At 59.9% G+C, this 21,190-nt stretch carries 21 protein-coding genes; 16 read left to right on the forward strand and 5 right to left on the reverse strand.

Going from position 1 to position 21,190, the window contains the following annotated elements; translation table 11 throughout:
• Nucleotides 1–85 precede the first annotated feature (85 nt).
• The 6 genes from K8B33_RS09890 to K8B33_RS09915 all read left to right on the forward strand — a co-directional run bounded on the left by K8B33_RS09890 (nt 86) and on the right by K8B33_RS09915 (nt 3,326).
• Entirely contained in the window at nt 86–355 is a 270-nt protein-coding gene (locus tag K8B33_RS09890; protein WP_223425981.1) for a type II toxin-antitoxin system Phd/YefM family antitoxin, read from the forward strand.
• Nucleotides 356–643, forward strand: coding sequence for a type II toxin-antitoxin system RelE/ParE family toxin (locus tag K8B33_RS09895; protein WP_223425982.1), 288 nt, complete (start codon nt 356–358; stop codon nt 641–643). It begins immediately after the preceding gene.
• Between the two features lie 127 nt (nt 644–770).
• Nucleotides 771–1,115, forward strand: a complete 345-nt coding sequence (locus K8B33_RS09900) for a zinc ribbon domain-containing protein YjdM (RefSeq protein ID WP_223425983.1) — start codon at nt 771–773, stop codon at nt 1,113–1,115.
• Between the two features lie 44 nt (nt 1,116–1,159).
• The gene (locus tag K8B33_RS09905; protein ID WP_223425984.1) at nt 1,160–1,441 is read left to right on the forward strand and encodes a DUF167 domain-containing protein; all 282 of its coding nucleotides are present in this window, start codon (nt 1,160–1,162) and stop codon (nt 1,439–1,441) included.
• 198 nt (nt 1,442–1,639) lie between these two features.
• Nucleotides 1,640–1,906 carry a hypothetical protein gene (locus tag K8B33_RS09910; protein WP_223425985.1) on the forward strand — a complete coding sequence of 89 codons (267 nt, stop codon included), beginning with the start codon at nt 1,640–1,642 and terminating at the stop codon, nt 1,904–1,906.
• 163 nt (nt 1,907–2,069) lie between these two features.
• The gene (locus K8B33_RS09915; protein WP_223425986.1) at nt 2,070–3,326 is read left to right on the forward strand and encodes a hypothetical protein; all 1,257 of its coding nucleotides are present in this window, start codon (nt 2,070–2,072) and stop codon (nt 3,324–3,326) included.
• Between the two features lie 37 nt (nt 3,327–3,363).
• Here the strand turns inward: K8B33_RS09915 and K8B33_RS09920 are convergent, their stop codons facing one another.
• Nucleotides 3,364–4,497 carry a sterol desaturase family protein gene (locus tag K8B33_RS09920; RefSeq protein WP_223425988.1) on the reverse strand — a complete coding sequence of 378 codons (1,134 nt, stop codon included), beginning with the start codon at nt 4,495–4,497 and terminating at the stop codon, nt 3,364–3,366.
• Between the two features lie 172 nt (nt 4,498–4,669).
• On the opposite strand from K8B33_RS09920, the gene K8B33_RS09925 reads away from it, so the two are divergent.
• Nucleotides 4,670–4,897, forward strand: coding sequence for a hypothetical protein (locus K8B33_RS09925; RefSeq protein ID WP_223425989.1), 228 nt, complete (start codon nt 4,670–4,672; stop codon nt 4,895–4,897).
• 11 nt (nt 4,898–4,908) lie between these two features.
• Here K8B33_RS09925 and K8B33_RS09930 read toward each other — a convergent pair whose 3' ends face one another.
• Nucleotides 4,909–5,628 (reverse strand): YebC/PmpR family DNA-binding transcriptional regulator, encoded by a 720-nt coding sequence (locus K8B33_RS09930; protein ID WP_223425990.1) that lies wholly within the window; start codon nt 5,626–5,628, stop codon nt 4,909–4,911.
• A gap of 140 nt (nt 5,629–5,768) precedes the next feature.
• On the opposite strand from K8B33_RS09930, the gene K8B33_RS09935 reads away from it, so the two are divergent.
• Nucleotides 5,769–6,512 carry an extensin-like domain-containing protein gene (locus K8B33_RS09935; RefSeq protein ID WP_223425991.1) on the forward strand — a complete coding sequence of 248 codons (744 nt, stop codon included), beginning with the start codon at nt 5,769–5,771 and terminating at the stop codon, nt 6,510–6,512.
• A gap of 8 nt (nt 6,513–6,520) precedes the next feature.
• On the opposite strand, the gene K8B33_RS09940 is transcribed toward K8B33_RS09935, so the two are convergent.
• Nucleotides 6,521–7,759: a trypsin-like serine peptidase gene (locus K8B33_RS09940; RefSeq protein ID WP_223425992.1), complete on the reverse strand. Its 1,239-nt coding sequence runs from the start codon at nt 7,757–7,759 to the stop codon at nt 6,521–6,523.
• Between the two features lie 363 nt (nt 7,760–8,122).
• On the opposite strand from K8B33_RS09940, the gene K8B33_RS09945 reads away from it, so the two are divergent.
• The 8 genes from K8B33_RS09945 to K8B33_RS09985 all read left to right on the forward strand — a co-directional run bounded on the left by K8B33_RS09945 (nt 8,123) and on the right by K8B33_RS09985 (nt 18,066).
• Nucleotides 8,123–10,537 (forward strand): hypothetical protein, encoded by a 2,415-nt coding sequence (locus tag K8B33_RS09945; protein ID WP_223425993.1) that lies wholly within the window; start codon nt 8,123–8,125, stop codon nt 10,535–10,537.
• 99 nt (nt 10,538–10,636) lie between these two features.
• A complete protein-coding gene (locus K8B33_RS09950) occupies nt 10,637–11,260 on the forward strand; it encodes a LysE family translocator (protein ID WP_223425994.1) in 624 nt (207 codons plus the stop codon).
• 292 nt (nt 11,261–11,552) lie between these two features.
• Nucleotides 11,553–12,050 (forward strand): GspH/FimT family pseudopilin, encoded by a 498-nt coding sequence (locus K8B33_RS09955; protein ID WP_223425995.1) that lies wholly within the window; start codon nt 11,553–11,555, stop codon nt 12,048–12,050.
• Nucleotides 12,047–12,535 (forward strand): type IV pilus modification protein PilV, encoded by a 489-nt coding sequence (gene pilV, locus K8B33_RS09960; protein WP_223425997.1) that lies wholly within the window; start codon nt 12,047–12,049, stop codon nt 12,533–12,535. Before K8B33_RS09955 ends, pilV begins: the two co-directional genes overlap by 4 nt.
• A gap of 11 nt (nt 12,536–12,546) precedes the next feature.
• Complete coding sequence (locus K8B33_RS09965) at nt 12,547–13,587, forward strand: PilW family protein (RefSeq protein WP_223425998.1); 1,041 nt, start codon at nt 12,547–12,549, stop codon at nt 13,585–13,587.
• 17 nt (nt 13,588–13,604) lie between these two features.
• Nucleotides 13,605–14,138: a pilus assembly PilX family protein gene (locus tag K8B33_RS09970; RefSeq protein WP_223425999.1), complete on the forward strand. Its 534-nt coding sequence runs from the start codon at nt 13,605–13,607 to the stop codon at nt 14,136–14,138.
• A gap of 20 nt (nt 14,139–14,158) precedes the next feature.
• Complete coding sequence (locus K8B33_RS09975; RefSeq protein ID WP_223426000.1) at nt 14,159–17,671, forward strand: pilus assembly protein; 3,513 nt, start codon at nt 14,159–14,161, stop codon at nt 17,669–17,671.
• A gap of 17 nt (nt 17,672–17,688) precedes the next feature.
• Nucleotides 17,689–18,066, forward strand: coding sequence for a type IV pilin protein (locus K8B33_RS09985; RefSeq protein ID WP_263284590.1), 378 nt, complete (start codon nt 17,689–17,691; stop codon nt 18,064–18,066).
• A gap of 36 nt (nt 18,067–18,102) precedes the next feature.
• Here K8B33_RS09985 and K8B33_RS09990 read toward each other — a convergent pair whose 3' ends face one another.
• Both K8B33_RS09990 and acs read right to left on the reverse strand, forming a co-directional pair.
• Nucleotides 18,103–19,023 (reverse strand): cation diffusion facilitator family transporter, encoded by a 921-nt coding sequence (locus K8B33_RS09990; RefSeq protein WP_223426001.1) that lies wholly within the window; start codon nt 19,021–19,023, stop codon nt 18,103–18,105.
• A gap of 77 nt (nt 19,024–19,100) precedes the next feature.
• Entirely contained in the window at nt 19,101–21,038 is a 1,938-nt protein-coding gene (acs, locus tag K8B33_RS09995; RefSeq protein WP_223426002.1) for an acetate--CoA ligase, read from the reverse strand.
• Between the last annotated feature and the right edge of the window lie 152 nt (nt 21,039–21,190).

A 21,190-nucleotide genomic window follows, 5' to 3' on the forward strand; every position in this document is an offset into this window, starting at 1 on the left:
TGCAATCGGTGCTCTATGCCGGGCTGTTGATGGTGCCTTTAACAGGTGCTATAAAAAGACCAATTATGTCGCGCCGGTGATCGCTATGGACGTAAAGTTCTCCGAAGATGTCATTCCGCTGTCTGACCTGAAGATTAACCCCGGCAAGATCGTGGGCCGGTCTCAAGAGACGCATCGCCCGATCCTGCTGACCAGCCGGGGGCGTGGTGTTGCTGTGGTTCAGGGGCTTGAGGATTACGAGAAAACCGCAGAAGAGCTGCGGTTTGTGAAAGCGGTGGCGCGGGGGCTCATGGATGTGCGCGAGGGCGATACCGTATCGTTGGAGGAAGTCAGGAAGACGCTGGGTATCAAGTAAATGGAATTACGTATCGCACGGTCTGCGCTGGACGATTTGCAGGCGATTCAGCAGCACTACATTGCGCAAGAGGTGCCACATATCGGTGATGAGTATGTGGCGGCTATTCTTGCGCACTCAGAACGCCTGACGGATCACCCTGAAGCGGGCCGTGTTGTTCCTGAATTCAATCTGGATCATATCCGCGAGCTGATTCACCCGCCTTTCCGCGTTGTCTACCTGCGACAAGCCACAGAGGTTGTGCTCATTCGGATCTGGCGAACTGAAAGGCAGCTCAAAAAGTTATGACGATAATCCAGATGAAAGTCCCATTTCGGTTCACGGGCGATTTGGCGTGTTCACTATGTGGGCCAGGCGACCGACTACTGGACGTAGTTCGTTTGCGTCAGCCGTTGAATGAAAAGAGGATCTGTTAATGAGTGAACATCCTGATTGCCCGAAATGCAGCTCTGGCTTCACCTATGAAGACAGGGGCATGTGGGTTTGTCCCGAATGTGGATATGAATGGAACGAGAATGAGCTTGCTCAAGACGACGATGCGCTCGTTGTCAAGGATTCAAACGGGAACCTGCTGAGCGACGGTGACGCTGTTACGGTGATCCGGGATTTGAAGATCAAGGGCACATCACTGGTCGTCAAGGTGGGAACGAAGGTGAAGAATATCCGGCTGGTTGAAGGCGATCACGATATTGATTGCAAGATAGACGGCATCGGGCCAATGAAGCTCAAGTCCGAGTTCGTAAAGAAGAATCAGGCTTGAACTCGGCGCTGAACATTCTATCAGTGGTGCATTAAGGACGGGTCTTGACGAAACTGAACATTAAAGTTGTTCCTGGCGCATCCAGGACTGAAATCGCTGGCTGGATGGGCGATGCCCTCAGAGTCCGCGTGGCCGCGCCACCAGAAAAGGGAAAGGCCAATCGCGAGGCGGAAAGGCTTCTGTCGAGCGTGCTTGAGCTTCCGCAAGGGAGTGTTCGTGTGACGTCAGGTGCTGCATCACAATGGAAAGTAGTAGAAGTGCAAGGGCTTTCCGGGGATCAGATCATTGACAGGCTGAGTGATGTGAGCAGAAAAAAAGGGGAATAGCGATGAAAGCGTTTCTGATGATTTCGAAATGAACTCGCCGGTAATCACCAGGCGCATCAGGTTGCACCAGAAGGTACTGTGCCCTGGGACGAGGTCCGGAAGAAATTATTCAGGGATAGCTGATGAAGATATCCATCCGCGTTGATGGAATCCAGGCGCGCATAGCGCCTATGGCGGGGCGCAACCGGGGGTAAGTTAATGATTCGCATAAAAATGGGGCCACGCCGGAATCACAGTGTCGTCAGTGCGCTGCTTGGTGGCACGCTATGCGCCGGGCTGGCCGGGTTCGGATTCTTCGTCGTGATCTCCGGGGCAGATATCGGTGGGGGCATCCCGCTGTTACCGGCTGGCATCAATCAGGCCATGGGGCGAGTCATTTTCGGGGTTGGTGCGGTCTTCACTGCCAGCTTGGCGGCATACGCCTTCTATGAGGCATGGCATATATATCGGCGCAAGAGGCAATGAAGTGGCGGGGACATGCTTGTTCACCAAAAGTGGAAAGGTTGCGCTGGTCTTCGTCTCTTGTGCGAAAGCAGCCCTCAGCTTCCCCTCCTCCTTCCTACCGTGTTCTACTGGCGTGCACTGCGCACTATAGCGCGGGATGTGTTTTTCCTTGGGGGGAATAGTTATGCGTATTTTGTTTATGGCGTGTTTGCTCGTCAGCCTGGGACTGGCGGGATGTGGTGGGTCTGGCTCCAGCTCAAAGTCCACGGCCTACTTCGTCGATAACGCGGTGACCGGGCTGCAGTACCGCTGTGGCGGTGGTTCGGTGCGTACTACAGGGGATCAGGGGGTGCTGCGGTGTGGTCTGGGTAAAACGCTGACTTTCATGGTCGGTGACATCGAGATCGGCACTACCACCATGGCACCGGGGCGTGTCTTCATTACGCCAGCCACCCTGGCGGGCGAGGGGGCGAATGAGGACACGGATCGTGTGATCAATCTGGCGCGTTTTCTGATCAGTCTGGATGCCGATCAGGATCTGTCCAACGGTATCAATATTTCACCGGATTCCTTGCAGGCCCTCGGCCAGGCGCTCGACTTCGATCAGACCATTGCCACGTTTGAAACCGCCGTGGCAGATATCCTTGATGCGCTGACGGCGAGCTTGCCCGGCGGGCCTTTCCCGCTGGTGAGTGAGGCGGTTGCCGTTGACCACCTCCTGCCGGCCTTGCATCTGGTTAACGCGGGGCTGTATCGCGGCGCGGTGCAGCATCATGCCGATAGCGTGGGCGGCATGGTATTTATCGTCTCCCGAGAGGGGCGGGCTTATGGCACCAATCTGACCGCCGACGGCGCCTATGCGCATGCGGCCTTCATGGAAGAGCTTGATCACTTCAATACCCTGGGGGAGGGGAGCAACTTCCTGGTGGATGCGTCGACCGGGGCCACCTGGCACTTGGATGCCAAGGCAGAGGATGGCCGGGTGTCCGGGGCTGAGGAGGGCGGCTATCCGGCCTTTATGGCGGCCAGAACACGGCATTTCGCCCCGCTTTACGATACGGCACTGGTCGACGCACTATCGGCATTGACCCCGATCGCCATCAATCTCGGGACCGATGACGATGTGGCGCTTTATGTGATTGGTGACGATCCTCTGGCGGGCTTCCCTTTTGGCACCTTTGATAACGGGGCGCCGCCCTCTGCTACCCCGGAAAATGATCTCGAATACACCGATATCACTGTGGCCGAGGTGGTGTCTGCCGAGCATGACAGCGTGCATCTGGTCAGCATGTCGATCAGTGGTTATCTGCTGAACATCCATGTGGACCTGTCCAGCGATCCGGTCACAGCGCAGGCGACCTGGGAGCATGTGCACGAGGGCCGTCGTGGCAGCACGTCGCAGATCATCTTCAACTACGAGCCGCCAGGAGAAGTGCTTTAAGCCAAGAGGTGCCGCTTGAGTGCCTGAAAAACGGGGGTCACTCCCGGTGCTGGTTCTGCCGGCGGAACGGGTACAGAAACTGGTCCACCATGCCTTCCGGCACCTGGGTGCTGCCGCGGGTGCCGTACTTGGCGGCCAGCCGGTTTGGCATGATCAGGGTGCCGAACAACTTGTCGTAGAGGGGCAGGAAAGCGGCATAGTTCTTGTCCACGGCCTCGTCTTCCGAGGAGTGGTGCCAATGATGAAATTCCGGAGTGGCAATCACCCAGCGCAGTAGCGGGAAGCGGAAGCGCACATTGGCATGGATGAATATGGCGTGGAACGACACGAAAACCAGATAGGCATACACCGCAGAGGGCGCAAACCCGAGGATGAAAATAGGCAGGTAGCCGACAAAGCGATTGGCGATGATTTCCACCACATGCAGGCGTGAGGAGGCAAGCCAGTCCATCTGTTGCGTGGAGTGGTGCACGGCATGGAATTTCCACAGCCAGGGAACTTCATGGAAGGCACGATGAATCCAGTAGGTGCCGAGGTCAATCACCACCAGGATGGCAATGAACTGGAGCCACAGCGGCTGGCTGGCCACCCATTGCTGAAAGCCGATATCCACTCTGTTATGCAAAAAGACCTGGATGGGGATGACGGTAAAGAAGGTGATCAGTTGCAGCCCGACATGACTGAACAGGAAATACTTCATGTCGGTGATCCAGCCCCGGCGCAGTGTTTTTTGCGTCTCGCTCTTGGGGTAGGCGCGCTCTAGCGGGATAAACACCAATGCCAGAACGAGCAGCGTCAGCACGAAATAATCCAGCCCTGCATAGAGGCTGCGGCCGTCTACGGGGGGCACATCAAGCTGTCCGGAACCGATCAGCGCAGCCATGCAGGCCAGTACCATGCCGATAATGCCGTAGCGTTTCTCTTGATGACGAAAGACGCTGAAAAAGCCACAGACGAAACCGATGCCAATGCCGATGAACAGGATGACCCGTAGGACGTCTATCTGGTAGAAGCCCCGGAATTCAGGGGTGGTGAACAATTCGGGGTAGAGAAAGCAGAAGCTGCCGAGGAGGGCGAGCGCCCCCAGCCCGATGGAAATGGTGGCAGTGATCTTCCCCTGGCCTGGGGTCAGATCCACCTCTTCGTATCGTTCGCGCAGAAAATCCGTCATGCGCTGCACTCCTTGTTTTCTTGATTTTCCATGCTTCCCTCAACGCCGCCTGGCAATGCCCGGGGTCATGCCATCGCGGTGACGAAGGGCTGATGTGGGCCGTCACGGCTGCCACTATTATTCACAGATTCCACTATTTGCATAGAAGTGGCCGGTCAACCGGAGCGGTCAGGTGAAGTGCATTCGGGTGCAGAACAGCATGTTCGTGACCCGGCACTGGGGCACTGCTTCGCATAAAGAGCGCACGATCTATTGCCTCGAGGCGCTGGTGCCGGTGTGGCGGGTGCCGTTCTACCGCTACCACGCCCTGCACCGTGAGACCGAACCTGTCATGCGCGCCCATGGTGCGTCGATCGTCGGGATCTTCAGTCGGCAGCCTGAGGCAAGCCGGATGCCTTGATCCGGTGCGGCTTAATCCGGGGCGACGTTGTGGTAAACATTCTGCACGTCGTCCAGGTCGTTCAGCATGGCCATGAATTTGTCGAACAAGAGCTGGTCGTCTGCGCTGATGGTGGTGGTGCTTTGCGGGATGAACTGAATCTCGTCCACCTGAAAATCAATCCCGCTCACCGCATCGACCAGTGCTTGTCGCGCGCTGGCATAGGCAGTGTGAGGCGCAAAGACGGTCAGAATGCCGTTCTCGTTCTCGATATCCGTGACATCGGCTTCCGCCTCCAGCAGGGCTTCAAGTACTGCGTCTTCGTCATCATGGGCGAACACGAAGATCGCTACATGATCGAACATATGGCTGACGGTGCCTTGCGTGCCGATCTTGCACTTGGCTTTGGTGAAGGCGTTGCGCACATCGCCGAAGGTGCGGTTCGGATTATCCGTCAGGCATTCGATCAGTGCCATGCAGCCGCCCGGGCCGTAGCCTTCGTAACGTGCTGGCGAGTAGTCTTCTCCGGCGCCGCCCTTGGCTTTCTCAAGCGCCTTGTCGATCACATGCCCCGGCACCTGGTCCTTCTTGGCCCGCTCGATCAGCCCGCGCAGGGTCAGGTTGGCGGAGGGGTCCGGGCCGCCGGTTTTTGCACAGACATAGATTTCCCGGCCGTAGCGGCTGTATACCTTGGCTTTCATGTCCGAGGTCTTGGCCATGGCATCTTTGCGGTTCTGGTAGGCGCGCCCCATATGAATCCTGCTCCTGAGCTGATGGTCGTTGGGCATTTTATGGGAAAAGCCTGGCCGGGCCTACGATCAATCCCGGGTTGCTCCGGAACAGAACCGTTTGCCGGGGGTCTCTGAATAGAGACCCACTTCGAGATGCCTCCTTGACCAGACCTTCCCGACATCCCCTCAGCTGGCCTCAACGCCTTATCGTCGGTGTCTTTCTGCTGTTGTTGCTGGTGCTCATCATCGTGCTGTCCATGCGCCCGTGGCGGATGTTGCCGCCGGCCTGGAATCCTTGGGCGCCGTTGGCCGTGGAGCATGCCATGACGCCGGTCACGCGGGGCAAGTTACGGCGCCTGAAGAACGCGCCGGCGGCGGATTGCCATGCCATTCTGGCGCAGGTGCCGGAGGACATACTGCATTTCCTGCCGCTGGAGGACTACACCCCGGTGGCGGGCTGCCCGTTGGCCAATGTGGTGCGGCTGCATCACACCAGTGTGGCCTTCAATGCGCCGGTCACGTTGAATTGCCCGCTGGCGGTGGCCTGGGTGATGTATGAGCAGCAGGCGTTGCAGCCGATTGCGCAGCGGCGGCTGGGGCAGCCGGTGGTGTCGGTCACGCATATGGGGGCGTTCTCCTGCCGCAATATCTATCACCGGGAAAACGCGCGACGCAGTGAACACGCCACCGCCAGCGCGCTGGATGTGGCGGCGTTCGAGTTGCGCGATGGTCGGCGTATTACGGTGCTGGAGGGTTGGGACGGTGATCGTCGGGAGTCACGTTTTCTGCGCGAGGCCCATGAGGCGGCGTGTGATTATTTCGGTACGGTGCTGGGGCCGGATTACAACGCCCCGCATGCCAATCATTTTCATTTTGGCACGCGGGGATTGCGGTTTTGTCGATAGCCGTTTGATCAGTTGCAGGGCCGAATGACGGTGTCGCCGAAGTGGCTGTGATTGAGTTGGCGGAAGCCGAAGGTGTAGCCATGCACTGCGGCCTGGTGCGCGCCATCCACAAGAACATTGCCTTCTATGTCGCGCACATGCACATAGAAGATGCTGTTGCGGGTCTGGGCCAGCTCAGTGGCGTGTCCGGGCTCGATGACAAAAAAGCCTTTTTCTGTCCAGTTGCCGTTGTTTTCTCGATATTGCAGCGCCACATGCAGTGTTTTCCGGCAGGTGTTGTGCAGCATGACGTGGATGCGCTGGGCGGTGGGCATGTCGATAGAGGTCCAGCGTTCTTCTTCACTGCTGGTGTGCATGTCGTAGCGGCCCTGGACGATGGCCAGGATAATGCGTTGCCGTTCGGGGGTGATGCGTGTGGCGTAGTTCGCCTGGTCGGCCTCGGCGCTGATGACGCCATGAATGTGAGATTCCCCGTGTTTTTCTGAATAGAGCAGGACGGGTGAGCCGCTTTGCCCGCTGAACACATCGCAATAGGTGCGCAGCAGGGTGCGGCTGAAAATTTCATAGGGGCAATGTTCCTGATGGTACTGAACGCGGCTCTCTTTGTCGCCCGGATAACCCAGCGTGCTCATGGTCCCGTCTTCGAGTGCGCTTCTGCCCCATATTCCACGGGTGCCAATGAAGCGTTGCAGCGTATTGCCGCTGTCGTCCTCGCCGATTTCAAGCACGGCGATGTCGTTGTGCAATTTTTCCAGTCCGGGCGCCAGCCCATTGAGGTGTTCGGGATGATGGACGCGCGTGACGCGGAAACGCCCGTGGGGCATCTGGTTGTGATGTCCAGCGGCAGGATAAAAATGGATGGTGTCGTACAGGCGCGGGATGCCGCTGCTGGTGTCGTAGACACAATGGGCCGCCGTCAGTATATGGTTGCCGCCGATGGATGTTGCGGTGCAGCCGCTCACCCTGTCGCCCGGCTTGGGGGCTTCCAGTTTGCCGACGGTCAGTCGATCAGCATGGCTGAAGGGTGTTCTGCGCCGGTCGTCCGCGCCGAATATCGTGCGCTCGCGGACGCTGTCATGGATGGCGGCCGTCGCTGGCGCGGGTGCCGTTTCAGCGGGCAGCGCTGACGTGTTCGCTGGCGTGATCTCTGAGGTCGCCCGGACGGCGGTCGGCCGGGTGCTGCAAGCTGCCAGCCCGAGCAGGGCAGAGAGCGCGCAGAGGGCGGTCAGGTAAGCCGTTCTGTTCATGCGTGCTTTTCCCGTGTGAGGGCGCCCTGCGGCAGCCGTCGGTATCTATAGATCGGTATCCATAGATAAGAGGACCGCGCTGGCCGTTCTGGACAAGCGGTCTGCCGGTCGGCGGTGCTGAATGCCTGTCAGTATCCGTGGCAGGCAGTATCCGTGGCAGGTGCGCGAGCCGCAACCGGCCCGTGTCGTGCACCGCATCACAGGGCGTATCAGGCACCTGTCTGAGGCCTTTGCCGATTCCCGCCAAATCCTTGTCTTTTCGTGGCGAGGCGTTGTCGCTGTGTCAGTGGCTGCCGATGATGCGTGGCTTGCTGATTATTGGCACCTCTGAATTCACACATAAGAACAAGACGGGAGTATCCCATGACCGCCCTGCTGCGCCTGCTTCTGATTTCCCTGGCTCTGGTACTGACCGCCTGCGGTGGCGGCTCCGGAGGGGGCGGTTCCACGCCGGTGGACGAACCGCCTGGCGATGGCGACCCGGATGACGGTGATCCGGGCGACGGTGGCCCCGGCGATGATCCGGAGCCTGCAGGTACGGCGCGTGCGGCGGGTGGGGTGATCGGTGATGGCCTGGTGACGATCAGTGGCTGGAACGGCGCCGATTGGGTGCAGCTGGAGCTTACCAGCACTGACGCCAACGGCTATTTTGCACTGAATATTCCGCCGCAGGCCGGGCCGGTGCGCATCGTGGTCAGCGGCGACAGCGGCTCGACGTTGCGTTGTGAGTTGCCTGCCGGGTGCGGGAGCACCCTGTTCGGTGATGATCTGCCGTTGCCGGAGGGGCTGACGCTCAGTGCTATTGTCCCCGGTGATCTGCTGGATGAAGACACCACCCTGGCGGTGACGCCGCTGACGCATCTGGCGGCCCTCTGGACCCAGGGCATGCCGCGTGGGGCCAGCAATGTCGGGGCTGAACTGGCGCTGGCACGGGTTGCGTTGCTGCTGGATCTGGATGCCGATTTTGCGTTTCAGGCACCGATTGATCTGAGTGACAGCGCACAGACCGATGCGGCCAGTCCGCAGGCCTTGCGGCAGGCACTGTTTGCCGCTGCTCTGAGTGCCCTGGCGGCGGATGAATCCCTGCCCGTGCCAGCGGTGCTGGACGGTGCGGGTCAGATGTTCGCGCTGCTGGGCGGACAAATGCTGGTGCCGGCGGTGGCACCGGACATCGATGCGCTGGCCGCCCAGCTGGCGGATTACGGGCTGGACCCGACGGAATGGCTGGCCGAGCTGGATGACGTCACCCTGTCCTTGCCCGGCTTTGAAAGCCTGGTGGCGGCGGCCGTTGATCTGGCGGGCGCGCTGGGCACCGAGGTAGTGCCCGCCAGCGTGGCGTCGGCCCTGCCGGATTTGTTGTTGCCCTGGAACGCGGCGCTGGTGACCAGTGTGACGGGGGAGGCGCGCTACGATAGCGCAGCACTCAACAGTGCCCTGGTGCCGCTGGATGATTACGATCACTACCGCGCGCTGGCACAGGCGGCGGCAGACGGCATCGACGCCGAGTTGCGGGGCCTGGGTTGGCTGTACCGCGATGACATCTCGCGCGATGATACGGCGGCCCTGGTGGGCCTGCTTGCCGAGGTGCTGGGTTTCGCCATCGATGCCGCCATCTGTGTGCCGGAGCGCAAGAACGGCATCACGAGCTGTGATGTGGACCCGCCCTACGCGACGTTGATCCGTACCCAATCCTCGTTTGGCTTCTGGCTCGACGGTTATCTCCAGGTGCAGGGCAGCCGCGACGGTCATGCGGTGGATCTGGCCGTCAGTGCGAAAGACATTCGAGACCTGCTGCGCCAGGGCCAGATGCCCATCACTATCGAAGGCACGCTCAGCAGCGACACCGCGCTCACCACGCTGGATATCCGACTGGATCTGGATATTACCGACAATGATCTGAGCGGTTTCCAGGCCCTGAGCAATACCCAGTTCGGCGATGCAGCATTGCTGAATCCCCTGCTGGAGGATCTGGCGGCGGACCTGTCCATTGAGATCACCTTGTCTGGTAGCGGCAGCATTGCCAGCACTGATGCGGCCGTGGGCAGCTACAGTTTCAGCAACCTCGACAGCCTGCTGCACTTCAATCGTCGCGTGTTGACGCAGGATGAAGAGGCGCCACTGATGATCCTGGCACTGGATGGCGGCAGCCGCGAGACGCCGTCGGGAGAGACGCTTTACACCCTGTCGGGTGAGCAGGGCTTCTCGCTGTTCGTCGATGACCCGTTCAGCCTTGCCATCAACTACGGCACTGAGCGCCTCGGCCTGCCGTCGATGGAAGTGCGCCTCGGCGCCACGCTGGAAGGCTATACGTCACTGCTGAACGCACTGGGCGATTACATCACCGCCGTGCTGGATGGCGAGGAAGGCGAATTGCCGGACATTGATCTGGAAGCACTCCTGGATGGCATCGACACCTCTCTGCTGGCGGGCGATGGCACGGCGGAACTGCGTATTCTCGACCCGAGCGCGGGCACCCGGGATTATCGCTTCAGCAGCGATGCGCTGGGCCTGCACATCAGCCAGCCGGACAGCACCGATACGGCGCTCACCTTCACCCTGGGCGGCCTCACTGGTTACCTGTACGACGCGGAGGACCTGCTGGTGGCCACGCTGCACCCGGGCACCCTCGACAGTGGCCTGCTGATCAACCTGATTGACGGTGGGCAGCGCAGCTATGTGGCGACGGACACCGGCCGTATGGACATGCTGGAAAATCTGCTGCTATTCCTGGAGGGCCTGTTCGGGCCCTTGTTCGAGACGGAACCTGAAGCAACCTGACATCACGGGACAAACGCCGCCCAACGAGGCGGCGTTTTTTTGCCTTGCGGGAGAGGGTCGGGGTATAAACCGTATGCCCATTCCCGTTTCAAGTAACGTATGACTGACGCCCTGCCATGGAGTGCTCTGATCTCGCTGACCGCCGCGATGGTAATCCTGGCGGCGCTGCCGAGCGTCAGTGTGCTGGCAGTCACGGCCCGCGCGGCCAGTCATGGCTTCCTTCATGGCGCGGCTGCCGCGCTGGGCATCGTACTGGCCGATATCCTGTTCATTATGCTGGCGATCTTCGGGCTGGCCGCACTGGCCGGCACGTTGGGCGAATGGATGTTGCTGGTGCGTATTGCGGGTGCGCTGTATCTGACCTGGCTGGCCTGGTCACTCTGGCGCGCGGCCGGAGGCGCGGTGGCATCCGGGCCCACCGATACCGTGTCGCTCTGGGCCAGCTTCAGCGCGGGTCTGTTCATCACCCTGGGTGATCAGAAGGCGCTGCTGTTCTACTTCGGTTTCTTCCCCGCGTTTCTCGATCTTGATGCGCTCTCCTGGGCGGATGCCCTGTGGGTGTCGCTGGTCGCGCTAGTGGCAGTGGGCAGCGTCAAGCTGATCTATGCGGCCCTGGCTGCCCGCGTCGGGCGTGTGCTGGGCGCCACCGGCGGCCGCTGGCTCAATCGGCTGGCGGCTCTGATGTTGCTGGGCGTGGCTGCGGCAGTATTGAGCGGCCTGTAACCGTCATGATCACGAGCCAGGTGCCGGCCGGTGTGTCGGGCGGGCAATACAGCTCCCCCGCCTCCTGATGTTCCCCTTCGTCCCGAGTGGTTGCGGTGCCTTCTGGTTGCGCTGCATCAGGTTGATTTGCCTCGGATAAGCCCAAAACCGACAAGCGGTCATTTTTCGGAGATGAGCGGCCGTAAATAATTGGAACCTGTGACGGCGGGCAGCGCATCATAGCGCTGGGGCAGAGTAAAGTTATGTAACGCTCGAGGCTGGAACAAGAAATGTCGAGCGACCGGGGAGCAAGATGAAACGCATAAATTTCGGGTTCACTCTGATCGAGATGCTGGTAATGCTGCTGCTGATCGCCGTTCTGGCGGGCATCGGCATCCCCAGCTTCACGCAGTTGGTCCGCAACAACCAGATTACTGCCCAGGCCAATGGTCTGCTGGGCGCGCTGCAATACGCCCGGTCTGAAGCGATTCGGCAGGGCGGGGACGTATCTGTTTGCGGCAGTTCCGATGGCGCGACCTGCGATGGCGCCTGGGGGGCCGGGTGGGTGGTCTTTTCCGTTGACGCCAGCAACAACAGGCAGGTCCTGCGTGTCTCCGAGGGCGCCACCGGGCTGACGGCCAGCGGCGGGGTGGCGACCATCACTTACTCGTCCAATGGATTGCTCGGCGGTGGCAGCGGCAATGGCACCATCCGGATCGAGCACAGTTCCGGTTGTGGCAATGAGGGTCGGCGTGGGGTCGTGATCACGGCCACGGGCCGCGCGCATATCGTTCAGGAGGCTTGCGCATGAGCATGAGTATGCGCGTAAACGCGAAACGCAAAGCGCGGGGGTTCAGCCTGATTGAAGTCCTGATCGCGCTGCTGCTGTTGTCCATCGGCCTGATCGCCATGGCTGCCATGCAGACCCGCAGCATCCAGATGAATCACAGTGCCTATATCGCGTCCCAGGCCTCCTACCTGGCCTACGACATGGCGGACCGTATGCGCGCCAACCGGCAGGCGGCGCTGGCGGGGCAGTACAACGCAGATTTTGGCTGCCAGATGCCGGGCGGCAATAGCGTCGCGGCGGAGGATATTCGGGACTGGCTGACGGCCATCTGTGGCCCGAATGCGGAGACGCCGGGGCTACTGCCCCAACAGGGCGCCATTACCGGCGGCCGCATCGTGCAGCGGGCGGACGACATGATCGAGATTGAGGTCGCCTGGTTTGATGGCCGCGCGTCCGGGGAAGGCGGTGAACAGGTCCGTTCGTTCCTCATCGAGGTGCAGATATGAGGGGGCAGCAGATGTGCGGGCTGACAGGACGCCTTCGCCGGCAGGCCGGGTTCAGCATTGTTGAACTCATGGTGGCGCTGCTGATGGGCGTGATCCTCGTTCTGGGCGTCACGCAGGTGTTTCTTGCCAGCCAGACCAGTTACCGCTTGCAAGACGATGTGTCCCGGATGCAGGAAAGTGGCCGGTACGGCTTCTTCTATCTGACCCGTGAGCTGCGCATGGCGGGTTATCTGGGGTGCTCTCGCAATGCGCCCCTGATCAATATCCTTAACGCTCCCTCGGCCGGGCAGGGCGACTTCCTGTTCGATTTCGAGCGTGGCGGTGTTGAGGGCTTTCGCGGCACCGGCGCGGGCTTTGCGCCGGGCCTGCCCGCCGACTTGCAGGGGCTGGGGGCCGACAACGCCAGCGATGTGTTGCTGGTGCGCCGGGTTGACAGTGGTACCGCGCGTCTCGCGCCGCCTTATATCCAGGAACTGTCCAGCGGCAATGCGGCAGGTGTGTTCTTGCGGCCGGACCATGGCATAGAAACGGGCGATATCCTGCTGATTTCGGATTGCACGGCATCGACCGTGTTTCAGACAGCGGGCAATCCGGGCACGTCGGATCGCGTTGTCGTGAATCAGGGCACCGGCAATCCCGGTAATGCGACCAAGGATCTGGGTGCCACCTATGGCGAGGGTTCCGAGATATCGCGGGTGTCTTCTACGGCTTTCTACATCGCACCAGGCGCTGCGGGGCCGTCGCTGTTCCGGGCCGTTAACGGCGCGGCAAATGCGGAAGAACTGGTGGAAAACGTCGAGCGTATGCGTGTGCGGTATGGCGTGGATACCACAGGCAATGGCGTGGCCAACAACTATGTGTTGGCGAATGATGTGGCGGACTGGGACCGGGTCGTGAGTGCCCGAGTATCGCTGCTTGTTCGCAGTAGCCGCGATGGCCTGGCGGAAAACAATCAGAGCTATGTCTTCGATGGCGTAGCCATAACAGCAGATGACAGCCGGCTTCGGCATGTCATTACCAGTACGGTCGCATTGCGAAACAGATTGCGATAGTGCTTTTGGAGGGCGGGATGAAACAGGAATCGGCACTTGCAGACAAGTGGTCTGCGCGCTTGCGCCAGCGCGGCATGGCATTGGTCATGAGCCTGGTGCTGCTGCTGGCCATGACACTGTTGGTGCTTGCTGCGGCACAAAGCACGGTGTTGCAGGAGCGCATGGCCGGTGGGTTGCAAGATCAGTTAAGGGCGTTTGAGGCGGCAGAAAGCGCGTTGCGCGAGGCCGAAGAACTGCTTAGCGGCCCGGTGGCGCCGACCTTCAATAACACGAATGGCCTCTACTTGTATGACGCTGATCAGCGCCCGGACTGGCGGCGGCGCAATGCGGGCGCTGCCAGTACGGGGGCGATCGAGTACAGCGGCGATATCGACGGTGTACTGATCAGGCCGCAATATTTCCTCGAGGAAATGCCGCCCCTGCAGATGCCGGGGAGTTCCCTGGAGGCAGGTGTGCCGGATATGGAATTGCAGCTTTACACCATTACAGTGCGTGGCTTCGGTGCCAGCCCGCAAACTCAGGTCGTGCTTGAAAGCACCTTCAGGCGGTGAAGAGAGTGCAGGGGAATCTCATGCAGATAATCAGAAAAACGTGTTTCATGCTGGGTGTCTTGACGGCATCCGTCCTGTCATCAGGGCATGCGCTGGCCAGTGACGGGCGGTTGGCACAAACGCCGCTTTTCCTGCTGCAGGCCATTGAGCCGAATATCATGTTCATTATTGATGATTCTGGTTCCATGCAATGGGATATTATCCCCGACGATAACCGATCATCGACGGATTACCTGTTTCCACTGCCGTCAAATACCTACAGCAGTGACGGGATATACGATGAGCGGATTCAGGAGTTTCATACCGCTTCACGCAATAATAATGTGGGGGTCTATCTTCGTTCCGCACACAAGAATCCCATATTCTATGATCCCACGGCGGAGTATCAGCCCTGGAGCCGCCATGACGGCAGCCTGATGCCCAATATTGATCCCACTGCAGCGCCCTGGAATCCCTCCCGTACCGTAGCGGGTGACATTAATCTGACAGTGGAGCAGTCCCATAACCGCTGGCGGCGCCATGGCGTGGGAACTAACAACACGTCGCGGAATTACTGGCCAATCACTTTCTATGTCTATAACGGTACTGGGGATGATGAAGAGGCCAGCAGCTACACCATGTATCAGATTCGCGGCAACCAGGGGCGAAGTCAGCAGCCCGGTTCAACTAGCCATACTACTGTCACGGAGTTCGTGTGGGCCGGCGCCAATGGCGAAACGATCACACGTACCGTTGCAGAGGAGCGCCAGAATTTTGCCAATTGGTTCTCCTATTATCGCTCGCGGGCGCTGACCGCAAAAGCAGGTATTGGCAAGGCTTTCTCCGAGCAGGGGGAGCAACTGCGGGTCGGATTTGGCTCGATCAATACTGCGGCGCATAGTGTTGATGGGGTGCAGACAAGCACAGTGATCGATGGCGTAAGACCCTTCAAAGGTGCTGATCGGGAAGCATTTTTTGACCGGTTGTACAATCATGAAATCCCCAAGATGGGCACGCCACTGCGTAATGCGCTGCGCGGCGCCGGCGAGTATTTCAGCCGCACGGACAGTCGTGGTCCGTGGGGCGCAACCCCGGGGGCTGGCACTGAGCCAACCAGTGAGCATATTGAATGCCGGCAAAGTTACTCGATTCTGATGACCGATGGTTATCGCAGCGGTGGGACGCCTGAAGGGATCGGTGATGCTGACAACACGGCCGGGCCAGAGATCACGGCGCCTGATGGCACCACGTATCAATATCAACCGGGCCCTCCTTTTGCTGACAGTACTTCCGATACATTGGCGGATGTGGCCATGCATTACTGGAAACGGGATCTGCGGGATGATCTTGCCAATCGGGTGCCGACCTCGCCACTTAATCCGGCGTTCTGGCAGCACATGGTCACCTTCGGTGTGGGTCTCGGGGTGCATGGCACGGTGAATCCGGAGGACGCCTTTAATGCGATCGCGACGGGCGCCGAGGTGACCTGGGCGTCAGTCGCTACGGATGAAGGCAAGATTGACGACCTGTTGCACGCCGCCGTCAATTCCCGGGGGGGCTTCTTCAGCGCTACCGAACCGGATCTTTTCGCGGCTGAGATGTCAGCCATGTTGCGCTCGCTGGTCAGTCGGGCGACGGCCTCCGCCGCCTCGCTGGCGGCCAACTCAACGCGCCTGGAAAGTGGCAGCGTGGTCTATCAGGCCAGGTTCAACAGCGGTGACTGGAGTGGTGATCTGACGGCGTATCGCATTCGCACAAGCGACGGCGGGCTGGGGGATATCGTCTGGCGTGCCAGTGAGCGACTGGACGATCAGGCGCTCACCAGCCGCCAGATATTTACGTGGCGGCCCGACACCCAGGCCGGTGTGGCGCTGAACTATAATGATCTCTCGCCCGCTCAGCAAAACGCACTGGCGCCTGGCAACCCTGCGCTGGCGCAGCAGCGCTTGATGTACCTGAGAGGCGACCGTAGCAATGAGGTTCTGAACGGCGGCAGTTTCCGCGACAGGTCCACCCGCCTCGGCGATATCATCAATTCGGCGCCCGCGTTTTCCGGCGGCGAAAGCTTCGGATACCAGTCGTTGATCAGCCAGGAAGGGACCTCCTATCTGACGTATGTGAACGCCAAGAAGCAGCGTGAACCGGTGGTCTACGTCGGCGCCAATGACGGGATGCTGCACGCGTTCAATGCGGAGAATGGCGCGCCGTTATTCTCCTATATGCCAGCCATGGTCATGGACAATGTGCATGAGCTGACGCAGACCGATTACAAGCACAGATACTTTGTTGACGGTACGCCGAATGTCGCCGATGCCCACTTCGGTGGTGGTTGGCGCACTGTGCTTGTCAGCCCGCTGGGTGCCGGTGGTAAAGGTGTCTTTGCGCTGGATGTGACGAACCCGACTGCCTTCAGTGCCAATGATGTGCTGTGGGAATTCACGGACGACACCCTGCTGGGCGAAGGGGTGACCGAGGTGTCTGTCGTGCGGATGCGCACGGGGGGCGACCCGGATGATGTGCGCTGGGTGGCCGTATTCGGTAGCGGGCTGTATAGCGCGGATAACAAGGCTTCGATCATCGTACTCGATCTTGCGACCGGCGAGCATGTTGGCGGGTCGCCGCTCACAGTGGGGCCTGGTACGGCGGCAAACCCCAACGGGATTGCTTCCGTGCTGGTTGCCGATACCAACGGTGATCGCAGTGCGGACACCATTTATGCCGGCGACCTGTACGGTAATATGTGGAAGCTGAACCAGACCGCACTGACCACGGGAAGTCCTGCGCAGCGTGGCAACTGGAAGTTTGCTTTTGGCAATAACACAACGCCGATGTTTACGGCAGAGCGTGATGGCCGCCGCCAGCCGATCACCGTCAAACCAGCTGCTGCACGTTCTGCGAAGGGTGATCTGATGGTGTTCTTCGGTACCGGGAAGTACCTGGAGGAGAACGATGCACTGGTGGATTCTACGTCACCCAGACAAAGTTTCTACGGTCTGGTGGATAAGGGCGAGACAATTACCCAGGCGCAGTTGCTGCAGCAGGAAATTCTGGCGGAAGCGACCGTCAACGGGCAGGAGTACCGGATTACCAGCAGTAACGAGCGTGATGCAACGCATCGAGGCTGGTACATGGATCTTATCGTTAATAATCAGCGCACCGGTGAGATGGTCGTCGCCAGCCCCCTGGTGCGCGCGGGCCGGGTTCTCTTCACTACGCTGATACCGTCTGCAAATCCCTGTGATCGGGGCGGGGACAGCTGGCTGATGGCGATGGAGGTCGCTGATGGTTCCCGAGATGAGGCGGGTTTCTTTGACGTCAATGAAGACGGCACTTTTGATGAGGATGATTTCATCGAAGTGATTATTGACGGTCGACCCATCAGAGTACCCGCCAGCGGTCGTCGCTCGGGTGTGGGGGTGCTGCCGACGCCAGCAGTTATCGGTGCACCTTTGTATGATCTGATCTATACACCAGGCAGCTCCGGTGATGTGGAGGTGTTGCAGACGCGCGGCGATGATGCCGCCGGACGTCAGTCATGGCGGCAGATTCACTAGCACAACGGGGAATCAGGATGAAAGGTTTTTCGCTCATAGAACTGATGATGGTTGTGGCAATTATTGGCATTATTTCTGCCATCGTGTATCCAAGCTACCAGAATCAGGTGGAGAGGGGTCGTGTATCTGAAGGGCGCACGGAGTTGATGGCGGCAGCGATGAGAATGGAGCGCTGCTTCACGGCCAATGCGCAATATGCGGGCTGCATCGCGCCGTATGAGTCCGAGAGCGGTCTGTATCGGATCTCCGCGACGCCCACCAACAGTAATCAGGGGTTTTTGCTTACCGCAACGCGCATTCTGGCGACCGGGCAGAACCAGTGCGGCAATCTGACCTTGACCCATGCTGGCACCCGGGGAGTAACCAGCGGCTCAGCCCAGGAGTGCTGGCGCTGACCTCCGGGGTTCCGCGAGGCGGTGGATCAGCGGCGGTCAGGCCCAGTCAGGATTGGCGGTAAAGGCGACGGTGATCCAGCGCTTCTCGTCGGGTTTTTCCAGCCCGGCTGTGATCTCGGCACGCACCATATCCAGCGCCTGCACCCCCTGATCGACGCCGAAATCGCCGCGCGTGACGATGTGGATTTCGATGAAGTAGATGCGGCCGCTCTTTGCAACGTGGCTGTAGTAGTCGATCAGGCCGTCGCGCTTCATGATCCTGGCCATGACATTGCGGACCTCCTGATCGAGCATGTTCGGCGCAACAATCAGGATTTCACTCATGGCGCGACGCACGATGCCAATCGGCACCGGCATGAAGCACAGCGTCAGCAGTACCAGTAGCAACGAATCAATATAGGGAATCAGTGGCGCTGCGGGGGTGTCCGCCATGAACAATGCGCCGATAAAGGCAATCAGCAATGAAAAGGTGATCAGGCCTGCCATCAGCCAGCTCTGGGTGTCTATGCGCAGGAACTCTGAGTTGACCCGGCGGTTCACCCGCTTTTCGACCAGGTACATGCTGAAGCACACCACGCTGACCACCACGGCATAGCCAATGGCAATATCGAATGCCAGTTCACGCCCGCCGTCGATCAGGCCACCTACCGCGTTGAAGAAGGCATACACACACAGCAGTAACAGGATGCTGCCGTTGAGCGCGGCGACCAGTGGCTCCATATGCCAGTAGCCGTACTGGAAGCGACGACTGCCCTCGCGCATCAATAGCCGTGAGACAAACAGGGCCAGTAGCGACATGGCGGCATCAATGGTCGAGAACATACCGTCGAACAGAATTGATTGAGACCCGGACAGCAGCCCGAGCGCGATGCCCAGCCCGGCGACGACCAGCGTCATACCGATGGAGAGTTTGAGGGTGGCTTGTTCCGGGGTGGTGTGCTCTCGGGTAGAACCCATGACAGGCGCTCGCTATGCAGTCGGGCGCGACAAGTATAGCAGAAGGCCCGGTATTTACCGGGCCTTCTGGCAGTGGGTTATCGATGCAATCGTGTCTCGATCAACTGATCCACCACAGACGGGTCTGCCAGCGTTGAGGTATCACCCAGGGAATCCAGCTCGTTGGTGGCAATCTTGCGCAGGATGCGGCGCATGATCTTGCCCGAACGGGTTTTCGGCAAGCCGGGGGCAAAGTGAATCAGATCCGGTTTGGCGATGGCGCCGATTTCCTGGGCGACGAAGTCACGCAGGGTCTTCACCAGTTCGTCGTCGCCTTCGTGGCCCTTCATCAGGTTGACGTAGGCATAGATGCCCTGGCCTTTGACGTCATGGGGATAGCCCACCACGGCGGCTTCGGCAATGGCCGGGTGCAGTACCAGTGCTGATTCGATCTCGGCGGTGCCCAGGCGGTGCCCGGAAATATTCAGCACGTCGTCGACGCGGCCGGTGATCCAGTAGTAACCATCTTCATCACGCCGTGCGCCGTCGCCGGTGAAATAGCTGTTGGCGTAGGTCGAGAAATAAGTATCGATCATGCGTTGATGATCGCCATAGACAGTGCGGATCTGGCTGGGCCAGGAGCTTTTGATGATCAGGTTGCCGGAGGCCGCGCCTTCGAGTTCCTTACCGTCGGCATCCACCAGTGCGGGTTCCACGCCGAAGAACGGCAGCGTCGCGGAGCCGGGTTTGGTGTCGATGGCACCGGGGATTGGCGCAATCATGATGGCGCCGGTTTCAGTCTGCCACCAGGTATCGACAATCGGGCAGCGGCTGTCGCCGACGGTGCGGTAATACCATTCCCAGGCTTCCGGGTTGATCGGTTCACCGACAGTGCCGAGCAGGCGCAGGCTGCTGCGTTGGGCCTGTTTGACCGGCTCATCCCCCAGGCCCATCAGTGCCCGAATGGCAGTGGGGGCGGTGTAGAAAATGGTGACCTGGTGCTTGTCGATCACCTGCCAGAAGCGCGAGGCGTCGGGGTAGGTGGGCACGCCTTCGAACACCAGCGTGGTAGCACCGTTGGCCAGTGGGCCGTAGACAATATAACTGTGGCCGGTGACCCAGCCGACATCGGCGGTGCACCAGTAGATATCACCGTCCTTGTAGTCGAACACATAGCGATGGGTCAGGGCGGCGCCGAGCAGGTAACCGGCGGTCGTGTGCTGCACACCCTTGGGTTTGCCGGTGGAGCCGGAGGTGTAGAGGATGAACAACGGATCTTCTGCGTCCATGGGCTCTGGCGGGCAGTCGCCGCTGGCGGCGGGCACGGCCTCGTGGTACCAGATGTCCCGGTCTGCCTGCCAGTTCACTTTATTGCCGGTGCGGCGCACAGTCAGGCAGGTGTGCACGCTGTCGCACTGGGCCATGGCCTTGTCGGCGTTGTCTTTCAGGGGCACATTCTTGCCGCCGCGCACGCCTTCATCGGCGGTGATGACGGCGCAGGCCTGGGCGTCCTGAATACGGTCTTTCAGCGCTTCCGGGGAAAAACCACCGAAGATGACCGAGTGCACGGCGCCGATGCGGGCGCAGGCGAGCATGGCGTAGGTGGCTTCCGGAATCATCGGCATATAGATGCAGACCCGGTCGCCTTTGCCGACGCCACGCTGACGCAGCACATTGGCCAGTTTCGAGACTTCTTCGTGCAGTTCGCGGTAGCTGATATGGCGGCTCTGATCGGGCTCATCGCCTTCCCAGATGATGGCGGTCTGGTCGCCACGGGTGGCCAGATGGCGGTCTACGCAGTTGTAGCAGACATTGAGCTGGCCACCGACAAACCAGTTGGCGTCGCCGGTGCTGAAATCCCATTCACTGACCTTGTCCCAGGGGCGGGACCAGTCGAGAAATTCGCGGGCACGCTCGGCCCAGAAGGTGTCAGGTGTCTCGATGGAGGCGCGGTACCACGCGTCATAGTGGTCCTTGTCCATCAGGGCATCACGGGCAAACGCTTCGGGTACCGGATAGCGTTTCACTTCCGACATCTGTGGCCTCCTTCAGATATAGCGCATACAAGACATATACAAGAGGTTCACTATTGATGAAATGCGGCACCGGGTAAAGCCCACTTTGGTATAAAGCGATGTGGCGTGCCAGCGCCAGGGGTGGGGGGCGGACAGTGAGGGGCGGGCAAAAA

The organism is Alcanivorax limicola, from assembly GCF_019931215.1.
In the GTDB taxonomy this organism is placed as follows: Bacteria; Pseudomonadota; Gammaproteobacteria; order Pseudomonadales; family Alcanivoracaceae; genus Isoalcanivorax; species Isoalcanivorax limicola.